The sequence below is a fragment of the Rhizobium binae genome (assembly GCF_017357225.1).
GTDB lineage: Bacteria > Pseudomonadota > Alphaproteobacteria > Rhizobiales > Rhizobiaceae > Rhizobium > Rhizobium binae.
Window position 1 is genome coordinate 88,106 of sequence record NZ_CP071604.1, and the last position, 19,607, is coordinate 107,712.

At 62.3% G+C, this 19,607-nt stretch carries 16 protein-coding genes; 8 read left to right on the top strand and 8 right to left on the bottom strand.

Going from position 1 to position 19,607, the window contains the following annotated elements:
* Positions 1–5: 5 nt before the first annotated feature.
* From J2J99_RS00405 to J2J99_RS00425, 5 genes are all read right to left on the bottom strand, one after another.
* Positions 6–1,283: a Gfo/Idh/MocA family protein gene (locus J2J99_RS00405; RefSeq protein ID WP_168295804.1), complete on the bottom strand. Its 1,278-nt coding sequence runs from the start codon at positions 1,281–1,283 to the stop codon at positions 6–8.
* 153 nt (positions 1,284–1,436) lie between these two features.
* The gene (locus J2J99_RS00410) at positions 1,437–2,261 is read right to left on the bottom strand and encodes a sugar phosphate isomerase/epimerase family protein (protein ID WP_168295803.1); all 825 of its coding nucleotides are present in this window, start codon (positions 2,259–2,261) and stop codon (positions 1,437–1,439) included.
* Between the two features lie 26 nt (positions 2,262–2,287).
* Positions 2,288–3,451, bottom strand: a complete 1,164-nt coding sequence (locus J2J99_RS00415; protein WP_168295802.1) for a dihydrodipicolinate synthase family protein — start codon at positions 3,449–3,451, stop codon at positions 2,288–2,290.
* 3 nt (positions 3,452–3,454) lie between these two features.
* Positions 3,455–4,603 (bottom strand): Gfo/Idh/MocA family protein, encoded by a 1,149-nt coding sequence (locus tag J2J99_RS00420; protein WP_168295801.1) that lies wholly within the window; start codon positions 4,601–4,603, stop codon positions 3,455–3,457.
* A gap of 131 nt (positions 4,604–4,734) precedes the next feature.
* On the bottom strand, positions 4,735–5,412 hold the full coding sequence (locus J2J99_RS00425; RefSeq protein WP_168295800.1) for a TetR/AcrR family transcriptional regulator: 678 nt from the start codon (positions 5,410–5,412) through the stop codon (positions 4,735–4,737).
* 304 nt (positions 5,413–5,716) lie between these two features.
* On the opposite strand from J2J99_RS00425, the gene J2J99_RS00430 reads away from it, so the two are divergent.
* The 7 genes from J2J99_RS00430 (at position 5,717) to J2J99_RS00460 (ending at position 14,497) form a co-directional block, all read left to right on the top strand.
* The gene (locus tag J2J99_RS00430) at positions 5,717–7,003 is read left to right on the top strand and encodes an ABC transporter substrate-binding protein (RefSeq protein ID WP_168295799.1); all 1,287 of its coding nucleotides are present in this window, start codon (positions 5,717–5,719) and stop codon (positions 7,001–7,003) included.
* 6 nt (positions 7,004–7,009) lie between these two features.
* Entirely contained in the window at positions 7,010–7,969 is a 960-nt protein-coding gene (locus J2J99_RS00435) for a carbohydrate ABC transporter permease (protein WP_168295798.1), read from the top strand.
* Positions 7,962–8,849: a carbohydrate ABC transporter permease gene (locus J2J99_RS00440; RefSeq protein ID WP_375337293.1), complete on the top strand. Its 888-nt coding sequence runs from the start codon at positions 7,962–7,964 to the stop codon at positions 8,847–8,849. Before J2J99_RS00435 ends, J2J99_RS00440 begins: the two co-directional genes overlap by 8 nt.
* Positions 8,849–9,946, top strand: a complete 1,098-nt coding sequence (locus tag J2J99_RS00445; RefSeq protein ID WP_205918699.1) for a Gfo/Idh/MocA family protein — start codon at positions 8,849–8,851, stop codon at positions 9,944–9,946. The genes J2J99_RS00440 and J2J99_RS00445 overlap by 1 nt, the downstream gene beginning before the upstream one ends.
* Before the next feature lie 49 nt (positions 9,947–9,995).
* Positions 9,996–11,072, top strand: coding sequence for an ABC transporter ATP-binding protein (locus tag J2J99_RS00450; protein WP_168295796.1), 1,077 nt, complete (start codon positions 9,996–9,998; stop codon positions 11,070–11,072).
* A gap of 98 nt (positions 11,073–11,170) precedes the next feature.
* Positions 11,171–12,046: a choline/ethanolamine kinase family protein gene (locus tag J2J99_RS00455; RefSeq protein ID WP_168295795.1), complete on the top strand. Its 876-nt coding sequence runs from the start codon at positions 11,171–11,173 to the stop codon at positions 12,044–12,046.
* The gene (locus J2J99_RS00460; protein ID WP_168295794.1) at positions 12,047–14,497 is read left to right on the top strand and encodes a GcvT family protein; all 2,451 of its coding nucleotides are present in this window, start codon (positions 12,047–12,049) and stop codon (positions 14,495–14,497) included.
* A gap of 70 nt (positions 14,498–14,567) precedes the next feature.
* Here J2J99_RS00460 and J2J99_RS00465 read toward each other — a convergent pair whose 3' ends face one another.
* Positions 14,568–16,025, bottom strand: coding sequence for a mannitol dehydrogenase family protein (locus tag J2J99_RS00465; RefSeq protein ID WP_168295793.1), 1,458 nt, complete (start codon positions 16,023–16,025; stop codon positions 14,568–14,570).
* Positions 16,022–17,437, bottom strand: a complete 1,416-nt coding sequence (uxaC, locus tag J2J99_RS00470) for a glucuronate isomerase (RefSeq protein WP_168295792.1) — start codon at positions 17,435–17,437, stop codon at positions 16,022–16,024. The genes J2J99_RS00465 and uxaC overlap by 4 nt, the downstream gene beginning before the upstream one ends.
* Before the next feature lie 403 nt (positions 17,438–17,840).
* Between uxaC and J2J99_RS00475 the strand changes: the two genes are divergently transcribed.
* The gene (locus J2J99_RS00475) at positions 17,841–18,050 is read left to right on the top strand and encodes a SlyX family protein (RefSeq protein ID WP_010055195.1); all 210 of its coding nucleotides are present in this window, start codon (positions 17,841–17,843) and stop codon (positions 18,048–18,050) included.
* Between the two features lie 46 nt (positions 18,051–18,096).
* On the opposite strand, the gene J2J99_RS00480 is transcribed toward J2J99_RS00475, so the two are convergent.
* A complete protein-coding gene (locus J2J99_RS00480) occupies positions 18,097–19,578 on the bottom strand; it encodes an NAD-dependent succinate-semialdehyde dehydrogenase (RefSeq protein ID WP_207600944.1) in 1,482 nt (493 codons plus the stop codon).
* Between the last annotated feature and the right edge of the window lie 29 nt (positions 19,579–19,607).

Below are 19,607 nucleotides of genomic sequence, written 5' to 3' on the forward strand. Positions count from 1 at the left end.
TTGCGTCAGCGCGGTGTCCTCAACGAATTGGGCGAGCCGTCATTGGCAAGCTCGGGCATCAGTTCGGCGATCTCGACCACCTTGCCGGTGCGCGAGCTCGTCAGCGCGGCAATGCCGCAGAGCACGGACATGGCGCCCGCCCGTGTGCCGGCGCGCTGGCCGAGTCTGTCTTCCATGTCGGGCTTGAAGATCATGTTGCGCATCCGGTCGTCGCCGCCGTAATGGCCGCCGGTGAAATGCGGGACGACGATGCGCTCGACGGCTTCCCTCCCGTTCGGGAAATTGCGGATGAGCAGGATAGTGTCCTCTTTCGGCTCTTCCCAAGGCTGCGCCTCATATTGACGTATCTCGATACGGCCCTTGGTGCCGTTGAATGCCAAATGATGGCCCTCGATCGGCTGGAAGGTGTTCAGCGAATAGGAGACATGGACGTTGTTGCGGTAGCGGAGACTGACCACCATCGTGTCGGGAATGTCGATGTCTTCGCGAAAAACGCAGCCGTCGCGGAAATAGCCGTCGATCTTCGAAGGATCTTCGTAGAGGTGATCGAGGAAGGGATCCCTTTCGAGATCGAGATAATAATCGCATTCATGCGCGTGCGGACAGAGCTTGCAGCGGGGCCCGCGGAACGGACCCTTGCGGCCGTAGTTCTGCAGATCGGCGAAGGACGTGACCGCCTCGGGATCGCTGTCGAGATACCAGTTGAGAAGATCGAAATGGTGGGTGGCCTTGTGAACGAACAGGCTGCCGGAATTTTCCGTATAGGCATGCCAGCGGCGGAAGTAGTCGGCGCCGTGCTTGGTGTTGAGATACCAGTGGAAGTCGACGGAGGTCAGCCGGCCGATCTCGCCGGCATTGAGCAGTTCCTTAATCCTGGCGGCCGTCGGCGCATAGCGATAGTTGAAGGAGACGTCGACCCGGCGGCCGGTGCGCTTCTCGGCGTCGAGAATCCGACGAATTTTCTCGATCGAGGTGGTCATCGGCTTTTCGGTGATGACGTCGATGCCGGACTCCAGGGCCCGCACGATGATATCGTCATGCGTTTGGTCGGGGGTGCAGACGATGACCAGATCCGGCCTCTGCTCGGCGAGCATGGAATCGATGCTTTCGTAAAGCGGCGCGTTGCTGCCGATCATGTTGCGCGCGCGCTCGCCGCGCAGCGAGTTCTTCTCGACGATGGCGGTCAGGTCGACATGTTCGCGCCAGCCGGCCAGCAGGTCCTTGCCCCACATGGTGGTGCCGCGGTTTCCGGTACCGATCAGGGCAAAACGGCGTTTCTCCATCGAAAGATCCTCCTGCATGCGTGATGAAACAAATATTGAAAATCAGGCCTGAAGCGCGTCGCGATCTTTCAGATTCGCTCAGCCCGCGCTTTAGGTCTTTGGCCTTTCCCATGTCGTGATCGCAAAACCGCTGCTCACTTTTGCGCGACATGCTTAGCAGCAGCTCCGGAAGCGCTCGACGCAGGTGGCGATCACCTCGTCGGCCGGGCGTTTCCACCAGGTCTCTGCCGAAAAGATTTCCACTTCCTGCGCCCCGAAGAAGCCGGCCGCCTCGATCATCCGTCTTATGCCTTTGAGGTCGATGACGCCATCGCCCATCATGCCGCGGTCGAGCAGCATGTCCTTTGTCGGCACCAGCCAGTCGCAGATGTGATGGGCAAAGATGCGTTTCATGCGACCGGCGCGGGCGATCTGGTTGGCAAGATCGGGGTCCCACCAGACATGGTAGACGTCGATCGCCACACCGACATCCTCGCCGAGCGGTTCGCACATGTCGAGCGCCTGGCCGAGCGTGTTCACGCAGGCCCGGTCTGCGGCATACATCGGATGCAGCGGCTCGATGGCGAGCTTCACACCTGATGCCTGGGCATGCGGCAGCACTGCGGCAATGCCATCGAACACCATCTGGCGAGCCGCGACAATATCCTTCGAGCTGCCGGGAAGGCCGCCGACGACCAGCACAAGGCAATCGGCGGAAAACGCGGCCGCTTCGTCGATGGCGCGCTTGTTGTCGTCGATGTTCTTCTGCCAGTCGGCCTCGTTTGCGGCGGGAAAAAAGCCGCCGCGGCAAAGGCCAGTCAGTTTGATGCCGTTTGACTTGACGATCCTGACCGCCTCGTCGAGGCCGGCCTTGGCGACCTGGTCGCGCCAGGGCGCGATCGAGGTGATGCCGTGCTTCAGGCAGATGTCGACGGCTTCGGCAAAGCCGCATTGCTCGCGGATGGTCGCCAGATTGATCGAAAGCCCTCCGACCTGCATCTCATTCCTCCCTTACCATCCTGGGGTCAGTGAACGCCGTGGACGGCAAGCACCTGGCGCATGCGCGCCGTTGCAAGTTCCGGGTCGGTCAGCACCCGAGCCTCGTCGGCCAGGCGGAAGAGTTCGGCCAGATGCGTCAGCGATCGCGTGCTCTGCTGGCCGCCGACCATGACGAAATGATCCTGCAGACCGTTGAGATAGGCGAGGAAGACGACACCGGTCTTGTAGAAGCGGGTCGGCGCCTTGAAGATGTGGCGCGACAACGGCACCGTCGGTTCGAGAAGATCGAAAAAATCGTGATTGCTCTTGCGGCCGAGCGCGTCGAGCGCAGCCGAAGCCGCCGGCGCGATCGCATCGAAAATACCGAGCAGCGCATCCGAATGGCCCTCTTCGTCGCCGGCAATCAGTTCGGCATAGTTGAAGTCGTCGCCGGTATACATGCGCACCGCTTTCGGCAGCTGCCGGCGCATGATCACTTCCTTCTCCTTGGAAAGCAGCGAGATCTTGATGCCGTCGACCTTGGTGCGATTCGCTTCGATCACCTGCAGACAGGTTTCCATTGCCTTCAGGTGGTCGCCATTGCCCCAGTATCCCTCGAGCGCCGGGTCGAACATTTCTCCCAGCCAGTGGATGATGACGGGTTCCTTGACCTGACGAAGGATGCGGTCATAGACCCTGACATAATCGTCCGGCCCCTTGGCTGCGACGGCAAGCGCCCGGCTTGCCATCAGGATGATGCGGCCGCCGGCCGCCTCCACCGTTTCGATCTGCTCTTCATAGGCCCGGATGATCGTATCGACGGTCACGTCGGGGCCAGGCGACAGATGATCGGTGCCGGCGCCGCAGGCGATCAGCGCGTCCTTGCGTTCGGCCGCTTCGGCAAGTGCCCGGCGGATGAGGTCACGCGCTTCCGGCCAGCCGAGACCCATGCCGCGCTGCGCCGTGTCCATGGCTTCGGCGACCCCGAGGCCGAGATCCCAGAGCCGATGACGGAAGGCGAGCGTCCGCTCCCAATCGATCGCCGGCGTCAGCCAGGGGTCATTGTCGGCGAGCGGATCGGCGACGACATGGGCGGCGGCAAAGGCGATGCGCGGAAAGGCCTTGGCGTCACGCTTCTTCAGTTCGATCGGCGTGCCCGTCAGCGTATAGGGGACGATCTTGCCGTCGAGGGGGAGATTGATCGTCGTCACGGCTCAGAACTCCAGTGCGGGAACGTCGAGCCAGCGGCGCTCGGCCCAGGATTTCAGGCCGAGTTCGGCCAGTTGCACGCCCTTGGCGCCGGCTTCGAGCCCGTAGGGCCACGGCGCATCTTCGACGACGTGACGGATGAACATTTCCCACTGCGCCTTGAAGCCGTTGTCGAAAGCCTGGGTATCCGGAACCTCGTCCCAGGTCTTGTAGAAATCGATCGTCTGCGGCTGGTCGGGGTTCCAGACCGGCTTCGGCGTGTTGACGCGGTGCTGGCTCCAGCATTTCGTCAGGCCGGCGACGGCCGAACCATGGGTGCCGTCGACCTGGAAGGTGACGAGATCGTCGCGCCGCACGCGAACCGCCCACGAGGAATTGACCTGCGCGATCACGCCGCCTTCGAGCTCGAAGGTCGCATAGGCCGCGTCGTCGGTATCGCAATCATAAGACTTGCCTTGCTCGTCGATGCGGCGCGGAATATGCGTGGCGCCGAGGCAGGAGACGGCCTTGACCTCGCCGAACAGATTGTCGAGCACGTAACGCCAGTGGCAGAGCATGTCGAGGATGATGCCGCCGCCATCGGCCTTGCGGTAGTTCCAGGAGGGGCGCTGGGCGGGCACGCCCCAGTCGCCTTCGAACACCCAGTAGCCGAATTCGCCGCGCACCGAGAGGATCTTGCCGAAGAAGCCGGAATCCCTGAGCAGCGCCAGCTTGCGCAGGCCCGGCAGGAAGAGTTTGTCCTGCACGACGCCGTGCTTGAGCCCGGAGCGGCGCGCCTTGCGGGCGAGATCGATCGCCACCTGCAGATCGTCGGAAATCGGTTTTTCGCAATAGACGTGCTTGCCGGCGTCGAGCGCCCTGGACAGAAGCTCGGCGCGCATCAGCGTCGTGCCGGCATCGAAGAAGATCGTGTCATCGGGATTGGCGAGCGCGGCATCGAGATCGGTCGACCAGCGCTTGATGTTATGCTTCTTCGCCAGCTCTTCCATCTTGGCGCCGTTGCGGCCGACGATGATCGGGTCGATCTCAAGTTTTTCGCCGGATTTCAGCGTGATGCCGCCCTGGTCGCGGAAGGCCAGAATCGACCGCACCAGATGCTGGTTGTAACCCATGCGGCCGGTGACGCCGTGCAAGATAATCCCCAATCGTGCCATTTTTTCCTCCCTGCAATCTTTTTCGGCGGGAGCGGGCATGTCGACCCGGCCCTCCCAAGCCGGTAACTAAACGGTTACTTGATGACAGAAGAGCGCGGAGCCTGTCAAGAGTCGAATCCGACTTTCGAGACTCAGCGCTTGATCGAGGCGAGCGTGACGTGGACGATATGGCTTTCCCAGGCATTGAGATTGGCCGGCTCGATCAGGTCGCGGCCAAAGATCGTCGAAAGCGTGTACTGGTTGGAGAGGTAGAAATAGCCGAGCGAGGCGATCGTCAGGTAGACATGCAGGGGGTCGGCGGTCTCGATGAAGACGCCCTGTTTCTTGCCCTGCTCGAGCACCTGGGATAGCTCGCCGATCAGATGCGAATGCAGTTCCTTGAGCCGGACGGACTGGCGCAGCCACCGGGCGCGATGCAGGTTTTCCGTGCCGAGCAGGCTCAGGAATTCCGGGTGCTGGAGGAAATAGCGCCAGGTGAAGAGCGCAAGTTCGCTGATGCCTTCCTCCGGGCTGCGGTCGCCGATATGCAGCGCGCGTTCGGCGGTACGGATGCCGACATAGGCTTCTTCGAGCACTTTCAGGTAAAGCTGCTCCTTGTCGCCGAAATAATGATAGAGCATGCGCTTGTTGGTGCCGGCCCGTTCGGCGATGGCGTCGACGCGGGCGCCGCCCATGCCGTTTTCGGCGAATTCCCGGGTTGCCGCATCGAGGATTGCCGCGCGTGTCCGCTCCGGATCGCGTTGGGCCGTCCGTTCCATCGACGGTCGCCGGGCTTGCTTCTTTCCGCTATTTCCCCCGCTATCGCTCATCTTTCCACCCCTGTCGTCACATGTTGCGCTCATAAGCCTTCGGTGCGAAATTGTAAAAACCGAATTTGGAAAGGCCCCTGCTGAAACAGGATGATGAGGCCTGTTAGCCCCAAAATCATCCTGCTCCAACTTAAGCAGTGAGAGCATGATGTCGTCCGCCCGCTTACACTTTCGGCATCATGCTTTGGCCGACACCGCTTGACAGGCTTGCCGCTTTGCCCGTAGCTTGTAACCAATTAGTTATTTGCGCAAGCGAAACTAGTTTGGAAGCGTGTGGAGGCGCTTCCCTTTGGAGGAGGAAAAAATGACTCTACGTGTAAACAGACGTAATTTCGTTGCGGGAAGCGCCGCGCTTCTGTCGCTCTCGGCGCTCGGAACGAGCGCCTTGGCACAGGAAAAGCGCCTGCGTCTTCTGTGGTGGGGCTCGCAGCCGCGCGCCGACCGCACCAACAAGGTATCGCAGCTCTATCAGACCAAGAATCCGGGGACGTCGATCACCGGCGAGTTCCTGGGCTGGGGCGACTACTGGCCGCGCCTTGCGACCCAGGTCGCGGGCCGCAACGCGCCGGACGTCATCCAGATGGATTACCGTTACATCGTCCAATATGCACGGCGCGGCGCGCTCGCCCCGCTTGAATCCTATATGCCTGCCAAGCTCGATCTCGGGGATTTCGACAAGGCGCAGATTGAAGGCGGTAGCGTCGATGGCCATCTCTACGGCGTCAGCCTGGGTGCGAACTCGGCTGCGACGGTGCTGAATACCACTGCCTTCAAGGAGGCCGGTGTCGATCTGCCGACCCAGGCGACCACCTGGGAGGAATTTGGTCGCATGGGTGCTGAGATTACCAAGGCAGGCAAGCGCAAGGGCATGTTCGGCATCGCCGACGGCAGCGGCGGCGAACCGTTGTTCGAAAACTGGCTGCGCCAGCGCGGCAAGGCGCTTTATACCGCCGACGGTAAGATCGGATTCGACGTGGATGACGCCTCGGAATGGTACGACATGTGGGCCAAATTCCGTGCGTCCGGCGCCTGCGTTCCGGCAGATATCCAGGCTCTCGACAAGAACGATATCGAAACCAACACGGTGTCGCTCGGCAAGGCTGCGGCCGGTTTTGCCCATTCCAACCAGTTCGTCGCCTATCAGGCAATGAACAAGGACAAGCTGGCACTGACAAATTACATGCGCATCAAGCCGGATTCGAAGGGCGGCCACTATCGCAAGCCGTCGATGTTCTTCTCGGTTTCGGCCCAGTCGAAATCTGTGGACCTGGCGGTCGATTACGTCAATTTCTTCGTCAAGAATCCCGAGGCAGCGGTCCTGCTGGACGTCGAACGCGGCATCCCGGAATCCGCTGCCATGCGCGACGTCGTAGCAGCTAAGCTCGACGAGAATGGCAAGGTCCCGCTGGAATATGTCAGCGGCCTTGGCGACCTCGCCGGCAAATTGCCGCCGCCCCCGCCGGCTGGTGCAGGTGAAGGCGAACTCATGCTGCGCAACATCGCTGAACAGGTCGGGTTCGGGCAGTTGTCTCCCGCCGATGGCGGCAAACAACTTGTTGATGAAATCACGCAGATTCTCGCACGAGGCTGATCCCGTATGAGCAATGCGATGCGCACGCCCGCAGGGGCCATACCAGTGGAAAGGTATCAAGGCGCGGTGGCCGAGGGACGCTTCAGGCGTCTCTGGAACGCCAACGCGCCCGGCTATCTCTTCCTCCTTCCGTGGCTTATCGGCTTTTTCGGGCTGACGCTCGGGCCGGCCCTGATTTCGCTCTACCTCTCCTTCACCGACTTCGACATGCTGCAGTCGCCGCGGTGGGTGGGAATTGCGAATTACGTGCGCATCGCCACGGCGGATCCGAAATTCTCGGCCGCCATGCACGTCACCCTGACTTATGTCGTCTTCTCTGTGCCGTTCAAGCTGACCTTCGCCTTGCTGGTCGCCATGGCGCTAAACCGCGGCCTGCGCGGGCTGACGTTTTATCGCGCCATCTTCTACCTGCCGTCGCTGCTCGGCGGCAGCGTAGCGATCGCCGTGCTCTGGCGCCAGCTTTTCGCCAGCGACGGCCTGGTCAACGCCGCGCTTGCCCAGATCGGCATCGAGGGGCCGAGCTGGATCTCGCACCCGAATTATTCGATCTATACGCTGGTGGCGCTGTCCGTCTGGCAGTTCGGATCGCCGATGATCATCTTCCTCGCCGGCCTGCGCCAGATCCCGCAGGACATGTATGAGGCAGCAAGCCTCGACGGCGCCTCGAAATTCCGTCAATTCTACAAGATCACGCTGCCGCTTCTGACGCCGGTGATCTTCTTCAACGCCGTCGTCCAGACGATCGAAGCCTTCAAGGCTTTCACGCCGGCCTTCATCATATCGGGCGGCACGGGCGGGCCGATCAACTCGACGCTGTTCTACACACTCTACCTCTATCAGGAAGCCTTCGGCAATTTCCGCATGGGCTATGCCTCGGCGCTCGCCTGGATCCTGGTGGTGATTATCGCGATTTTCACCACCTTCTCCTTCCTGACCTCGCGTTATTGGGTGCATTACGATGACTGAGATGACCGCTTCCGTCACTGCGGCCAGGCCGCCATCGGACATTACCAAACGCAGCTTGCCGGCGTCGCTCATGATCCACGCCCTGCTGATCGCCGCCTCGCTTCTGATGCTCTACCCGCTGTTGTGGATGGTCTCGGCATCGGTCAGGCCAGAAACCGAGATCTTTTCGTCGACCTCGCTCATTCCGTCCTCGATAGATTTCTCGTCCTATGCGCGCGGTTGGGTCGGCCTCGATGTCAGCTTCGGCCGCTTCTTCTGGAATTCGCTCGTCATTTCGCTGCTGGTGGTGACCGGCAATGTCATCGCCTGTTCGCTGACTGCCTTCGCCTTTGCGCGGCTGCGTTTTGCCGGCCGGAATTTCTGGTTCGCGATCATGCTCGGCACGCTGATGATTCCCTATCACGTGACGCTGATCCCGCAATATGTGCTCTTCCTCAACCTTGGCTGGGTCAACACCATCCTGCCGCTTGTCGTGCCCAAGTTCCTGGCAAGCGACGCCTTCTTCATCTTTCTGATGGTGCAGTTCTTCCGTGGCATCCCGCGCGAGCTCGACGAGGCGGCGATGATGGACGGCTGCAGCGCCTGGCGCATCTATTGGAAGATCATGCTGCCGCTGTCGCTGCCGGTGCTAGCAACCGCCGCCATCTTCTCCTTCATCTGGACCTGGGACGATTTCTTCGGCCCGCTGATCTACCTGAACGACATGAACACCTACACGATCCAACTCGGCCTGCGCACCTTCGTCGATTCGACCAGCGCCTCGGATTGGGGCGGTCTCTTCGCCATGTCGACTTTGACGCTCGTGCCGGTCTTCTTTTTCTTCCTGTTCTTCCAGCGCCTGCTGATCGAGGGCATCGCCACGACGGGCATGAAACGCTGATGGCGGCAGTGGAAAAGAGTGACATGAGCATCAAGACCGTCGCGATCGTCGGCTGCGGCATCGGCCGCTCGCATATCGTCGAGGGCTATCTGCCGCATTCCGACAAGTTCAAGGTCGTGGCGATCTGCGATTTGAACGGAGAGCGTCTGCAGGCGGTCGGCGACGAGTTCGGCATCGAGCGCCGCACCACCTCCTTTGCGGAACTGCTTGCCGACGACACGATCGACATTATCGATATCTGCACGCCTCCCGGCATCCATCTGGAACAGGTGGTCGCCGCACTCGCCGCCGGCAAACATGTCGTTTGCGAAAAGCCGTTGACCGGCTCGCTCGCCGGCGTCGATCGGATTATGGAAGCGGAAAAGAGCGCCAGAGGCGTGCTGATGCCGATCTTCCAGTACCGTTATGGCGACGGAATCCAGAAGGCCAAGCGGATCATCGACGCCGGCATTGCCGGCAAGCCCTATATGGCTTCGGTCGAAACCTTCTGGCTGCGTAAACCGGAATATTACGCCGTGCCCTGGCGCGGAAAATGGGAAACGGAACTCGGCGGCGTGCTCGTCACCCACGCGCTTCACCTGCACGACATGCTGATGCATCTGATGGGACCGGCGGCGAGAGTCTTCGGCCGCGTCGCCACCCGCGTCAACGACATCGAAGTCGAGGATTGCGCCTCCGCCAGCCTGCTGATGGAAAACGGCGCTTTCGTCTCGCTGTCCTGCACGCTCGGCTCGCAGGAGCAGATCAGCCGGCTGAGGCTGCATTTCGAAAACGTCACCTTCGAAAGCACGCACGAGCCCTACACACCGGGCAAGGACCCCTGGAAGATCATCGCGGCCAATGATGACGTCAGGGAAAAGATCGACCGCGTGATCAGCGATTGGCAGCCGGTCGCGCCGCGGTTCACCACCCAGATGGGCCAGTTCCACGCCTTCCTCAGCGGCAATGGGCCGCTGCCGGTGACAACTCAGGATGCGCGCCGCGCGCTCGAGCTTGTCACCGCTATCTATCAATCCTCCGACAGCGGTGCCGAAGTGCCGCTGCCGGTCGGTCCCGATAGTCCGAAATACGCCGATTGGCGCGCAAGAACCAGGTAACCGGCCAAGTCACCGGCCAAAGTAACCGGCAACAGAGGGTTTTGAGACGATGGCAACCAGTGTCGTTCTTCAGAAGGTCGAGAAGCGCTACGGCGCCTTCGATGTGATCCATGGCATCGACCTGACGATCGATCCCGGCGAATTTGTCGTTTTCGTCGGCCCCTCGGGCTGCGGAAAATCCACCCTGCTGCGCATGATCGCCGGTCTGGAGGAGATCACCGGCGGGGCGCTGCTGCTCGACAGCGAGCGCATGAACGAGGTGGCGCCGGCCAAGCGCGGCATCGCCATGGTCTTCCAGTCTTATGCGCTCTATCCGCACATGTCGGTCTACAAGAACCTCGCCTTCGGCCTGGAGACGGCGGGTTACAAGAAGGCGGACATCCAGCCGAAGGTCAAACGCGCTGCGGAAATTCTGCAGATCGAGAAGCTCCTGGAGCGCAAGCCGAAGGCGCTCTCGGGCGGCCAGCGCCAGCGCGTCGCCATCGGTCGCGCCATCGTGCGCGAGCCGCGCATCTTCCTGTTCGACGAACCGCTGTCGAACCTCGACGCCGAATTGCGCGTGCAGATGCGCGTCGAAATATCCCGACTGCACCGGCAGCTCGGCAACACCATGATCTACGTCACCCATGACCAGGTCGAGGCGATGACGATGGCCGACAAGATCGTCGTCTTGAATTCCGGCCGCATCGAACAGGTCGGCGCGCCGCTCGACCTCTACAACAACCCGGCCAACCGCTTCGTCGCCGGTTTTATCGGCAGCCCGAAGATGAACTTTCTGCAGGCGCGCATCGAAGCGGTCGGCGAGGCCGAAACCAGTATTCATGTCTGCGGCAATTCCGTCCGCCTGCCGCGCCGGCTGAAGGGCGAGGCAGGCGAGGCCGTGACCTTCGGCATCCGCCCTGAGCATCTCTCCCTCACGCAGGGCACCATCGCGCTCTCGACCGTCAATGTCGATCTCGTCGAAAATCTCGGCGGCGCCACCATGCTCTATACGACGACGCCGGACGGACAGCTGCTGACGATTGCCCTCGACGGTCAGCAGAAGGTCGAGCGTGGCACCAATGTGCAAGCCTTCTTCGATCCGGCCCGCTGCCACGTCTTCGACGCTGCCGGCAAGACGATCTGACCCTATAGCCCGTCGCGCGTCCGGAAGGACGCGCGCCGCTGCTTGACAGCCCATCCCGCTCTGCCCCATCATTTTGCCAGCGCCGCAAGGGGGATAGCATGACGCCTGAGGATAGGATTCATGCGCTTGGCATCTGGCAGGGTCCGATTGAAATTTCGCCGATATCCGGCGGCATCACCAACAGGAACTATCTGGTCAGCGATGCCGTCGCGCGTTGCGTGGTGAGACTCGGCGCCGATATTCCGATCCACCACATCATCAGGCAGAACGAGCTTGCCGCAAGCCGCGCGGCGCATGCCGCCGGCCTGTCGCCTGCCGTCATCCACCATTCGCCCGGCGTGCTGGTGCTCGACTATATCGAGGCGCGGGCGCTGTCGCCCGAGGATATCAGGACGCCGGAAATGCTGGCCCGGGTCGTGCCGCTGCTGCGCGCCTGCCACCGTGACATCGCGCGGCATTTCCGCGGCCCGGCGATGATCTTCTGGGTCTTCCACGTCATCCGCGATTACGCCGCCAGCCTGAAGGAATCGGGCAGCCTCCACCTTCCGCTGCTGCCGGCGTTGATCGCCAAGGCCGAGATGCTGGAAGCAGCGGCAGCGCCGTTCGAGATCGCCTTCGGCCATAACGATTTGCTGGCCGCCAATTTTCTCGATGACGGCAAGCGGCTCTGGCTGATCGATTGGGATTATGCCGGCTTCAATACGCCGCTGTTCGATCTCGGCGGATTGGCCTCCAACAACGAATTCTCGCAAGCCGCCGAGCAGATGATGCTCGAGAGCTATTTCGACCAGCCGCTGACCGATGAGTTCAGCCGCCGCTACGGCGCGATGAAATGCGCCTCGCTGCTGCGCGAAACGCTGTGGAGCATGATTTCTGAAATCCATTCGACCATCCAGTTCGACTATGCCGCCTATACCGCCGAAAATCTCGGGCGTTTTGAACGCGCCTATCAAGCCTTTGAACAGGAACGATAAATGACGAAACAGTTACCGAAGACGGCAAAAGCCGTGGTCATCGGCGGCGGCATCATCGGCTGCTCGACAGCCTATCATCTCGGCAAGCTTGGCTGGACCGATACTGTTCTCCTGGAACGCAAGAAGCTGACATCGGGCACGACCTTTCATGCCGCCGGCCTCGTTGGCCAGCTGCGCAGCAGCGCCAACATCACCCAGCTGCTCGGTTATTCCGTCGATCTCTACAAGCGGCTGGAAGAGGAAACCGGCCTCGGCACCGGCTGGAAGATGAATGGCGGCCTGCGGCTTGCCTGCAACGAGGAGCGCTGGACGGAGGTCAAGCGCCAGGCGACCACGGCCCAGTCCTTCGGCCTCGAAATGCAGTTGCTGACACCGCAGGAGGCCTTCGATCTCTGGCCGCTGATGACAATCGACGATCTGGTCGGCGCCGCCTTCCTGCCGACCGATGGCCAGGCCAATCCCTCCGACATCACCCAGGCGCTGGCGAAGGGGGCCCGCATGGCGGGCGTTTCGATCTTCGAGGATACCGAAGTCCTCGACCTCGAGATCGACAAGGGACGAATCCGCGCCGTTGTGACCGCCGAGGGACGTATCGAATGCGAGCGCGTCATCGTCTGCGCCGGCCAATGGACGCGCGCCTTTGGCCGGCGTTTCGGCGTCAACGTGCCGCTGGTCTCGGTCGAGCACCAATATATCATCACCGAATCCTTCGGCGTGCCCTCCAACCTGCCGACGCTGCGCGATCCCGATCGCCTGACCTATTACAAGGAAGAGGTCGGCGGCATCGTCATGGGCGGCTATGAGCCCAATCCCATTCTCTGGGCAAAGCAGGGCATCCCGCAGGATTTCCATTACACGCTGCTGGATAGCAATTTCGACCATTTCGAACAGATCATGGAACAGGCGCTCGGCCGCCTTCCGGCGCTGGAGAATGTCGGCGTCAAGCAGCTGCTGAACGGCCCGGAAAGTTTTACGCCTGACGGTAACTTCATTCTCGGTGAGGCGCCGGAGCTGAAGAACTTCTTCGTCGGCGCCGGTTTCAACGCCTTCGGCATCGCCTCGGCCGGCGGCGCCGGCATGGCGCTTGCCGAATGGGTGACGAAGGGCGAGCCGCCCTATGATCTCTGGCCGGTCGACATCCGCCGCTTCGGTCGCCCGCACTTCGATACCGACTGGGTGCGCACCCGCACGCTCGAAGCCTATGGCAAGCACTACACCATGGCCTGGCCTTTCGAGGAGCATTCGAGCGGCCGCCCCTGCCGCAAATCGCCGCTCTATGACCGGTTGAAGGCGCAGGGCGCCTGTTTCGGCGAAAAGCTCGGCTGGGAGCGGCCGAATTGGTTTGCCGATCTCTTCGCCAATGAGGAGCCGAAGGATATCTACAGCTACGGCAGGCAGAACTGGTTCGATGCCGTCGGCCGCGAGCATAAGGCGGTGCGCGAGGCGGCCGTCATCTTCGACCAGACCTCCTTCGCCAAATTCGTGCTGAAGGGCAGGGATGCCGAGGCGGCACTCTCCTGGATTGCCGCCAACGATGTTGCAAGGCCCGTGGGATCGCTCATCTACACGCAGATGCTGAACGACAAGGGCGGCATCGAATGCGACCTGACCGTCGCCCGCATCGCCGAGGACGAATATTACATCGTCACCGGCACCGGTTTCGCCACCCACGACTTCAATTGGATCGTCCGCAATATTCCGGCGGAGATGCATGCCGAGCTGGTCGACGTCACCTCGGCCTATTCCGTGCTGTCGCTGATGGGACCGAATGCACGCGCGGTGCTGGAAAAGGTGACACGCAGCGATGTCTCGAATGCCGCCTTCCCCTTCGGCCAGGTCAGAACCATCGGCATATCGGGCTGCCCGGTGCGGGCATTGCGCATCACCTATGTCGGCGAGCTCGGCTACGAACTGCATGTTCCCATTGAATATGCGACCACGGTCTATGACGCGCTGATGGCATCAGGCGGCGAGCTCGGCCTTGTCAATGCCGGCTACCGCGCCATCGAGAGCTGCCGCCTGGAAAAGGGCTATCGCGCCTGGGGCTCCGATATCGGCCCCGACCACACGCCAGTTGAAGCCGGCCTCGGCTGGGCGGTGAAGATCGGGAAGAACATTCCGTTCCGCGGCCGCGAGGCGATCGAGCGGCAGCTTGCGGACGGCATCAAGAAGCGCCTCGCCTGCTTCGTTCCCGAAGATCCCGATACCGTGCTGCTCGGACGCGAAACCATCTATCGCAACGGCAAACGTGTCGGCTGGCTCTCGAGCGGCGGCTTCGGTTATACGCTGGGGAAGCCGATCGGCTACGGCTACGTCCGCAACCCGGAAGGTGTGACGGAGGATTTCGTCCTCTCCGGCACCTATGAGCTCGATGTCGCCAGGGAGCGCATTCCCTGCAGGGTGTCGCTGGCGCCGCTCTATGATCCCGAGATGGCGCGCGTGAAGGACTGACAGGAAGTGGCACAAAGAGAGGGGGTGCCACACGGCAAGCCCTCTCTTCTGCTGAAAAGCCTTCAAGCTCTCAAAACAGTGGCAACCGATCGTCCTGAATCAGGATCTCCAGCTTGTCCGACACATCCTGCGTCCACGCCCGATGTCCGGTCAACGCCGCCGGGAAAAGTCCGGGAAGGGTGAAGAGAGCCGCCGAAATCGCAGGACCGGTGCGCGGGACATCGGCGATCAGCGCGGCGATTTCGCCGGCGCGGGGATCGCGCAGTTCGTAGCGCTCGCCATCGCCGTGTTCGCCGATCGCGTAGCGCATCCACGCCGCAACGGCGATCGCATAGGTTTCCGCCCTGTCGCCATGCGCCAGCGCTTCGCATGCCGGCTCCAGCAGCCGCTGCGGCAGCTTCTGCGTGCCGTCCATGGCGATCTGGTAGGTGCGGTGGGCGATCGCCTTGTTTGCAAAGCGCGCTATCAATTCGTTGGCATAGTCGTCGAGGTTGATGCCGGGCACCGGATCGAGCGTCCTCGCCGCCGCGTGCATGTGGCGATAGGCAAGCGCGGCCAGAGCAGCATCGTCCATCACATCGCGGATGAATTCATACCCACCGATATAACCGAGATAGGCGAGCAGCGAATGAGCGCCGTTCAGCATCCGGAGCTTCATCTTCTCATAGGCCGAGACGTCTTCGACCATCAGCGCGCCGCGCACCTTTTCCCAGGCCGGGCGGCCATTGGCGAAATGGTCTTCTATCACCCATTGCGTAAAGGGTTCCGTCTCGATCGCCGCCATGTCCGTGCGGCCCGTCAGCCGCTCGGCATCGGCATAGGTCGCGTCGGTGCTGGCCGGGGTGATTCGGTCGACCATCGTCGACGGGAAGGGCACATTCGCTTCGATCCAGCGATGCAGGTCGGCATCGATGCGGGAGGTGAATTCGAGCACCAGGCGTTTCAGCACCGCGCCGTTGCTCGGCAGGTTGTCGCAGCTCAGCGGCGTAAAGGGGGCGATCCCCTTTTGCCGGCGGCGCGCAAGGCCTTCCACCAGATAGCCGATGACGCCGCGCGGCGCATGCCGGTTGGCGAGATCGGCGACGATATCGGGATGTCTGAGGTCGAGGCCGCCGGTTGCCGGATCGAAGCCATAGGCCTTTTCCGTCACCGTCATGCTGACGATCCGGATCGCGGGATCTTCCAGCCGCGCCAGCAGCCCGGCCGGATCGCGCGGCGCCACATGTGCCTTCAGGATCGAGCCGATCACCTCGGCCGTCGTGCCCGAGGTGTCGCGGATCAGCACCGTATAAAGCCCGTTTTGAGCGCTCAGATTGTCGGCGACATCGGGTGTGCGCAGGCTTGCCACCTCGATGCCCCAGTCGCCGCCTGCAGCGGCGAGCGCGCCATCCGTGAACGGCGCGAAATGCGCGCGGAAGAAGGCGCCGGGTCCCAGATGCAGGATGCCGCTTTTCAGCCGGCTGCGGTCATAGGCGGGAAGCTTCGCCGTCGGGGCGAGGCCGGAAAGGGTCTGTAGTCGTTCGGTCACAGCTTATAGGCCTTCTTCGCATTGCCATAGGAGAGTTCGCCCGCCACGATCTCGGCTTCCCTTTTGGAAATCCGGTGCTCGGCGGCGAGCCCGGCGAGGAAGCGGCAGACTTCGCGGCGCCAGACATCGTGCCGCGCCGGGATCGAAAGCAGCGCCCGCGTGTCGTCGTTGAAACCGGCCATATTGGCGAAGCCTGCCGTCTCCACCACCTGGTCGAGATAGCGGCGGATGCCGAGCGGGCTGTCGTGGAACCACCAGGGCGGACCGATCATCAGGCAGGGCCAATGGCCGGCCATCGGCGCCAACTCGCGCGCATAGGTCGTCTCGTCGAGGGTGAAGAGCAGCACGCGCAGCCCCGGCGCATGGCCGTATCTGGAAAGCAGCGCATTCAGCCCGCCGACCCAGTCCGTTCGCGTCGGAATATCGGCGCCCATGTTTGGGCCACGCGTCGCGAACAGCCCGTTGTCGGTATTGCGTCGCGAGCCGGCGTGGATCTGCATGACCATGCCGTCTTCGGCCGAAAGTCCGGCCATCTCGGTCATCATCTGGCCGCGGAAGAGCTCGGCATCTTGGGGAGAAAGCGGCCCCTTCAGCGCCTTGTCGAGCAGTGCCTGCTTTTCGGCAAGTGGCAGGTCGGCGGTGAAGGCGGTGGGCACGCCGTGATCGGTTGCGGTGGCGCCGAACTGGCGGAAATAGGCGCGCCGGCGCCGGTGCGCTTCGATCAGGCCGTCCCAGCGTGTCACGTCGGCGCCGGTGATCGCCCCGAATTTTATGAGATTGTCGCAGAATCCAACGGCATCGGGATCGGTTACGCTGTCCGGCCGGTAAGTGGTGCGCACTTTGCCGATCCAGCCATCCGCGGCCATCTTCTGGTGATGCGCCAACGGGTCGAGTGCGCCCTCGGTCGTCGCGATCGTTTCGATGCCGAATCGCTGATGCAGCGCCCGCGGCCGGAATTCCGGAAGGGCAAGCTGGGCATTGATGTGATCGTAGAGCGCATCGGCGTTGTCAGGTGTCAGCGGCTCGGTGCAGCCGAGCACGGCCGACATCGCGTGATCGACCCAGAGGCTCGACGGCGTTCCGCGGAAGAGATGGTAATGCATGGCAAAGGTCTGCCAGATCGCGCGGCCTGCGGCCACCGGCTTGCCATCGAGCCTGGGAACACCGAGCTCGTCCAAGGTGACGCCGACGCTGTGCAGCATGCGGAAGAGATAATGATCGGGAATGACCAGCAGCGAAGCCGCGTCTTCAAACGGCTTATCGTCGGCGAACCAGGACGGTTCGGTATGCCCGTGCGGGCTGACGATCGGAAGATTGCGCACCGTCTCGTAGAGGTCGCGCGCAATGGTCCGTGTTGCCGGGTCGGCCGGAAAGAGCCGGTCCGGATGAAGAAAGCCGTTTCCTGCATCCATCAGTATTCCTCCCTGATGGATAAGGGCCTACCCCACAACATCAGACGCGGCAAGGTCTTTTAGTAACCAAACGGTTCAGTTTTACGCGCGGCTGCGCCGGCCATCGAAAACATTGACGGCGTGGCCTATTTCCGCTTTGGGAGAGAACCATCTGTTCTGCGGGTGTCGGCAAAGGAGGATGTAGAGCCTTTCCGGGTTAGATTGTAACATTCTGTTGGCTCAAACGGAGTCGGATGGTCGACCGGCTGGCGCGTGTCGTACCCCAGCTCTACGGCCAAGCCGGCCGGTCGAGCAGGCGGCCCGTTTCAGCCAACCCGAAGGGCCGAGCATCTTTCCGCCAGGCCTCTGCCCTGACGAAAACCTGCTCCGGCAGAATGCTACAGTCTAACCAGGAAAGGCTCTAATGTCCGACGAGACGAACCGCATCACCCGGCTGGAAGAGATGCTGGCCTATCAGGCAAAGACGATCGAGGAGCTGTCCGATCAGCTTGCCGAACAATGGAAGGTCGTCGAGCAGATGCGCACCAAGCTCGACCGGCTGACCGAACGTTTCCTGTCGCTCGAGGAACAGTCGCTGGAAGCGCCCGGTATCACCCGCCCGCCGCATTATTGACGGCACGCGGCGAGAGGTCGCGTGCCCGCTTCTCCCTGTTGGCGGATCAGACGCCGCCGATGCAGAGATATTTCATCTCGAGATAATCGTCGGCGCCGTGGCGCGAGCCCTCGCGGCCGAGTCCGGATTGCTTGATGCCGCCGAACGGCGCCGTCTCTGACGACATCAGGCCGGTATTGATGCCGACCATGCCGTATTCCAGCGCTTCCGCCACCCGCCAGACCTTCTTCAGGTCGCCGGCGTAGAAATAGGCGGCAAGACCGAATTCCGTGTCATTGGCCTCAGCGATGACATCCTCGGCGGTCTCGAAGCGGAAGAGCGGCGCCACCGGTCCGAAGGTTTCCTCGCGCGCCACCGTCATGCCGCGGGTCACGCCGGTCAGCACCGTCGGCGCAAAGAAGGTGCCGGCACCGTCGATGCGCTTGCCGCCGGTCAGCACCTTGGCGCCTTTGGCAAGCGCGTCGCTGACATGATCTTCCACCTTGGCAAGGCCCTGTTCGTCGATCAGCGGCCCGATCTCGACACCCGCCGTGAAGCCGTCGCCGACCGGCATTGCGGCGACCCTGGCGGCAAGCTTGGCCGCAAAGGCGTCATAGACGCCCGACTGGATGTAGAGGCGGTTGGCGCAAACGCAGGTCTGGCCGGCATTGCGGTATTTCGAAGCGATCGCGCCTTCGACGGCGGCGTCGAGATCGGCATCGTCGAAGACGATGAAGGGCGCGTTGCCGCCGAGCTCCAGGCTGACCTTCTTGATCTGGTCGGCGCACTGCCGCATCAGGATACGGCCGACTTCCGTCGAACCGGTGAAGCTTATCTTGCGCACCTTGTTGTTGCCGCAGAGCTCGCGGCCGATTGCCGGTCCGTCGATACCGACGATGAGATTGAAGACGCCGGCCGGAATACCGGCCTGCTCGGCGAGCACGGCCAGCGCGATTGCCGTCAGCGGCGTCTGTTCGGCGGGCTTCGACACGACCGTGCAGCCGACGGCCAGCGCCGGCGCGATCTTGCGGGCAATCATAGCCGCCGGGAAATTCCACGGCGTGATCGTGCCGACGACGCCGACCGGCTGCTTGATGACGATCATCCGCTTGTCATCGGAAGGTGCCGGGATCGTCTCGCCGTAAATGCGCTTGGCCTCTTCCGCATACCATTCGACATAGGACGCGGCATACAGGATCTCTCCGCGCGCTTCGGGGAAGGGCTTGCCCATTTCGGCGGTCAGGATCGCGGCGAGTTCGTCGGCATTGGCGACCATCAGGTCGAACCATTTGCGCAGGAGGGCGCTGCGCTCCTTGGCCGGGCGGGCAGCCCAGGCCGGCTGGGCGGCATGGGCCGCATCGATCGCCGCCCGCGTCTCGGTTGCCCCCATGTCGGGCAGCGAAGCAAGCAGTTCGCCGGTTGCCGGGTTGAGCACGTCGAAAGTCCCAGTGGCATTGCCTGAGGTCCAGACGCCGTTGATATAGCCGGCGGCGCGCAGGAACGGCGAAGAGAAGGGGACGTGCCGGGTCAGTGCAGTGGTGAAAGCCATGTCATATCTCCTTGGGAGAGGCTGCCGGT

Coding starts and splice junctions, on each gene's coding strand:
- J2J99_RS00405 (WP_168295804.1), bottom strand. CDS start 1,283: ATGGAGAAACGCCGTTTTGCCCTGATCGGTACCGGAAACCGCGGCACC.
- J2J99_RS00410 (WP_168295803.1), bottom strand. CDS start 2,261: ATGCAGGTCGGAGGGCTTTCGATCAATCTGGCGACCATCCGCGAGCAA.
- J2J99_RS00420 (WP_168295801.1), bottom strand. CDS start 4,603: ATGGCACGATTGGGGATTATCTTGCACGGCGTCACCGGCCGCATGGGT.
- J2J99_RS00425 (WP_168295800.1), bottom strand. CDS start 5,412: ATGAGCGATAGCGGGGGAAATAGCGGAAAGAAGCAAGCCCGGCGACCG.
- J2J99_RS00430 (WP_168295799.1), top strand. CDS start 5,717: ATGACTCTACGTGTAAACAGACGTAATTTCGTTGCGGGAAGCGCCGCG.
- J2J99_RS00435 (WP_168295798.1), top strand. CDS start 7,010: ATGAGCAATGCGATGCGCACGCCCGCAGGGGCCATACCAGTGGAAAGG.
- J2J99_RS00440 (WP_375337293.1), top strand. CDS start 7,962: ATGACTGAGATGACCGCTTCCGTCACTGCGGCCAGGCCGCCATCGGAC.
- J2J99_RS00445 (WP_205918699.1), top strand. CDS start 8,849: ATGGCGGCAGTGGAAAAGAGTGACATGAGCATCAAGACCGTCGCGATC.
- J2J99_RS00450 (WP_168295796.1), top strand. CDS start 9,996: ATGGCAACCAGTGTCGTTCTTCAGAAGGTCGAGAAGCGCTACGGCGCC.
- J2J99_RS00455 (WP_168295795.1), top strand. CDS start 11,171: ATGACGCCTGAGGATAGGATTCATGCGCTTGGCATCTGGCAGGGTCCG.
- J2J99_RS00460 (WP_168295794.1), top strand. CDS start 12,047: ATGACGAAACAGTTACCGAAGACGGCAAAAGCCGTGGTCATCGGCGGC.
- uxaC (WP_168295792.1), bottom strand. CDS start 17,437: ATGGATGCAGGAAACGGCTTTCTTCATCCGGACCGGCTCTTTCCGGCC.
- J2J99_RS00475 (WP_010055195.1), top strand. CDS start 17,841: ATGTCCGACGAGACGAACCGCATCACCCGGCTGGAAGAGATGCTGGCC.
- J2J99_RS00480 (WP_207600944.1), bottom strand. CDS start 19,578: ATGGCTTTCACCACTGCACTGACCCGGCACGTCCCCTTCTCTTCGCCG.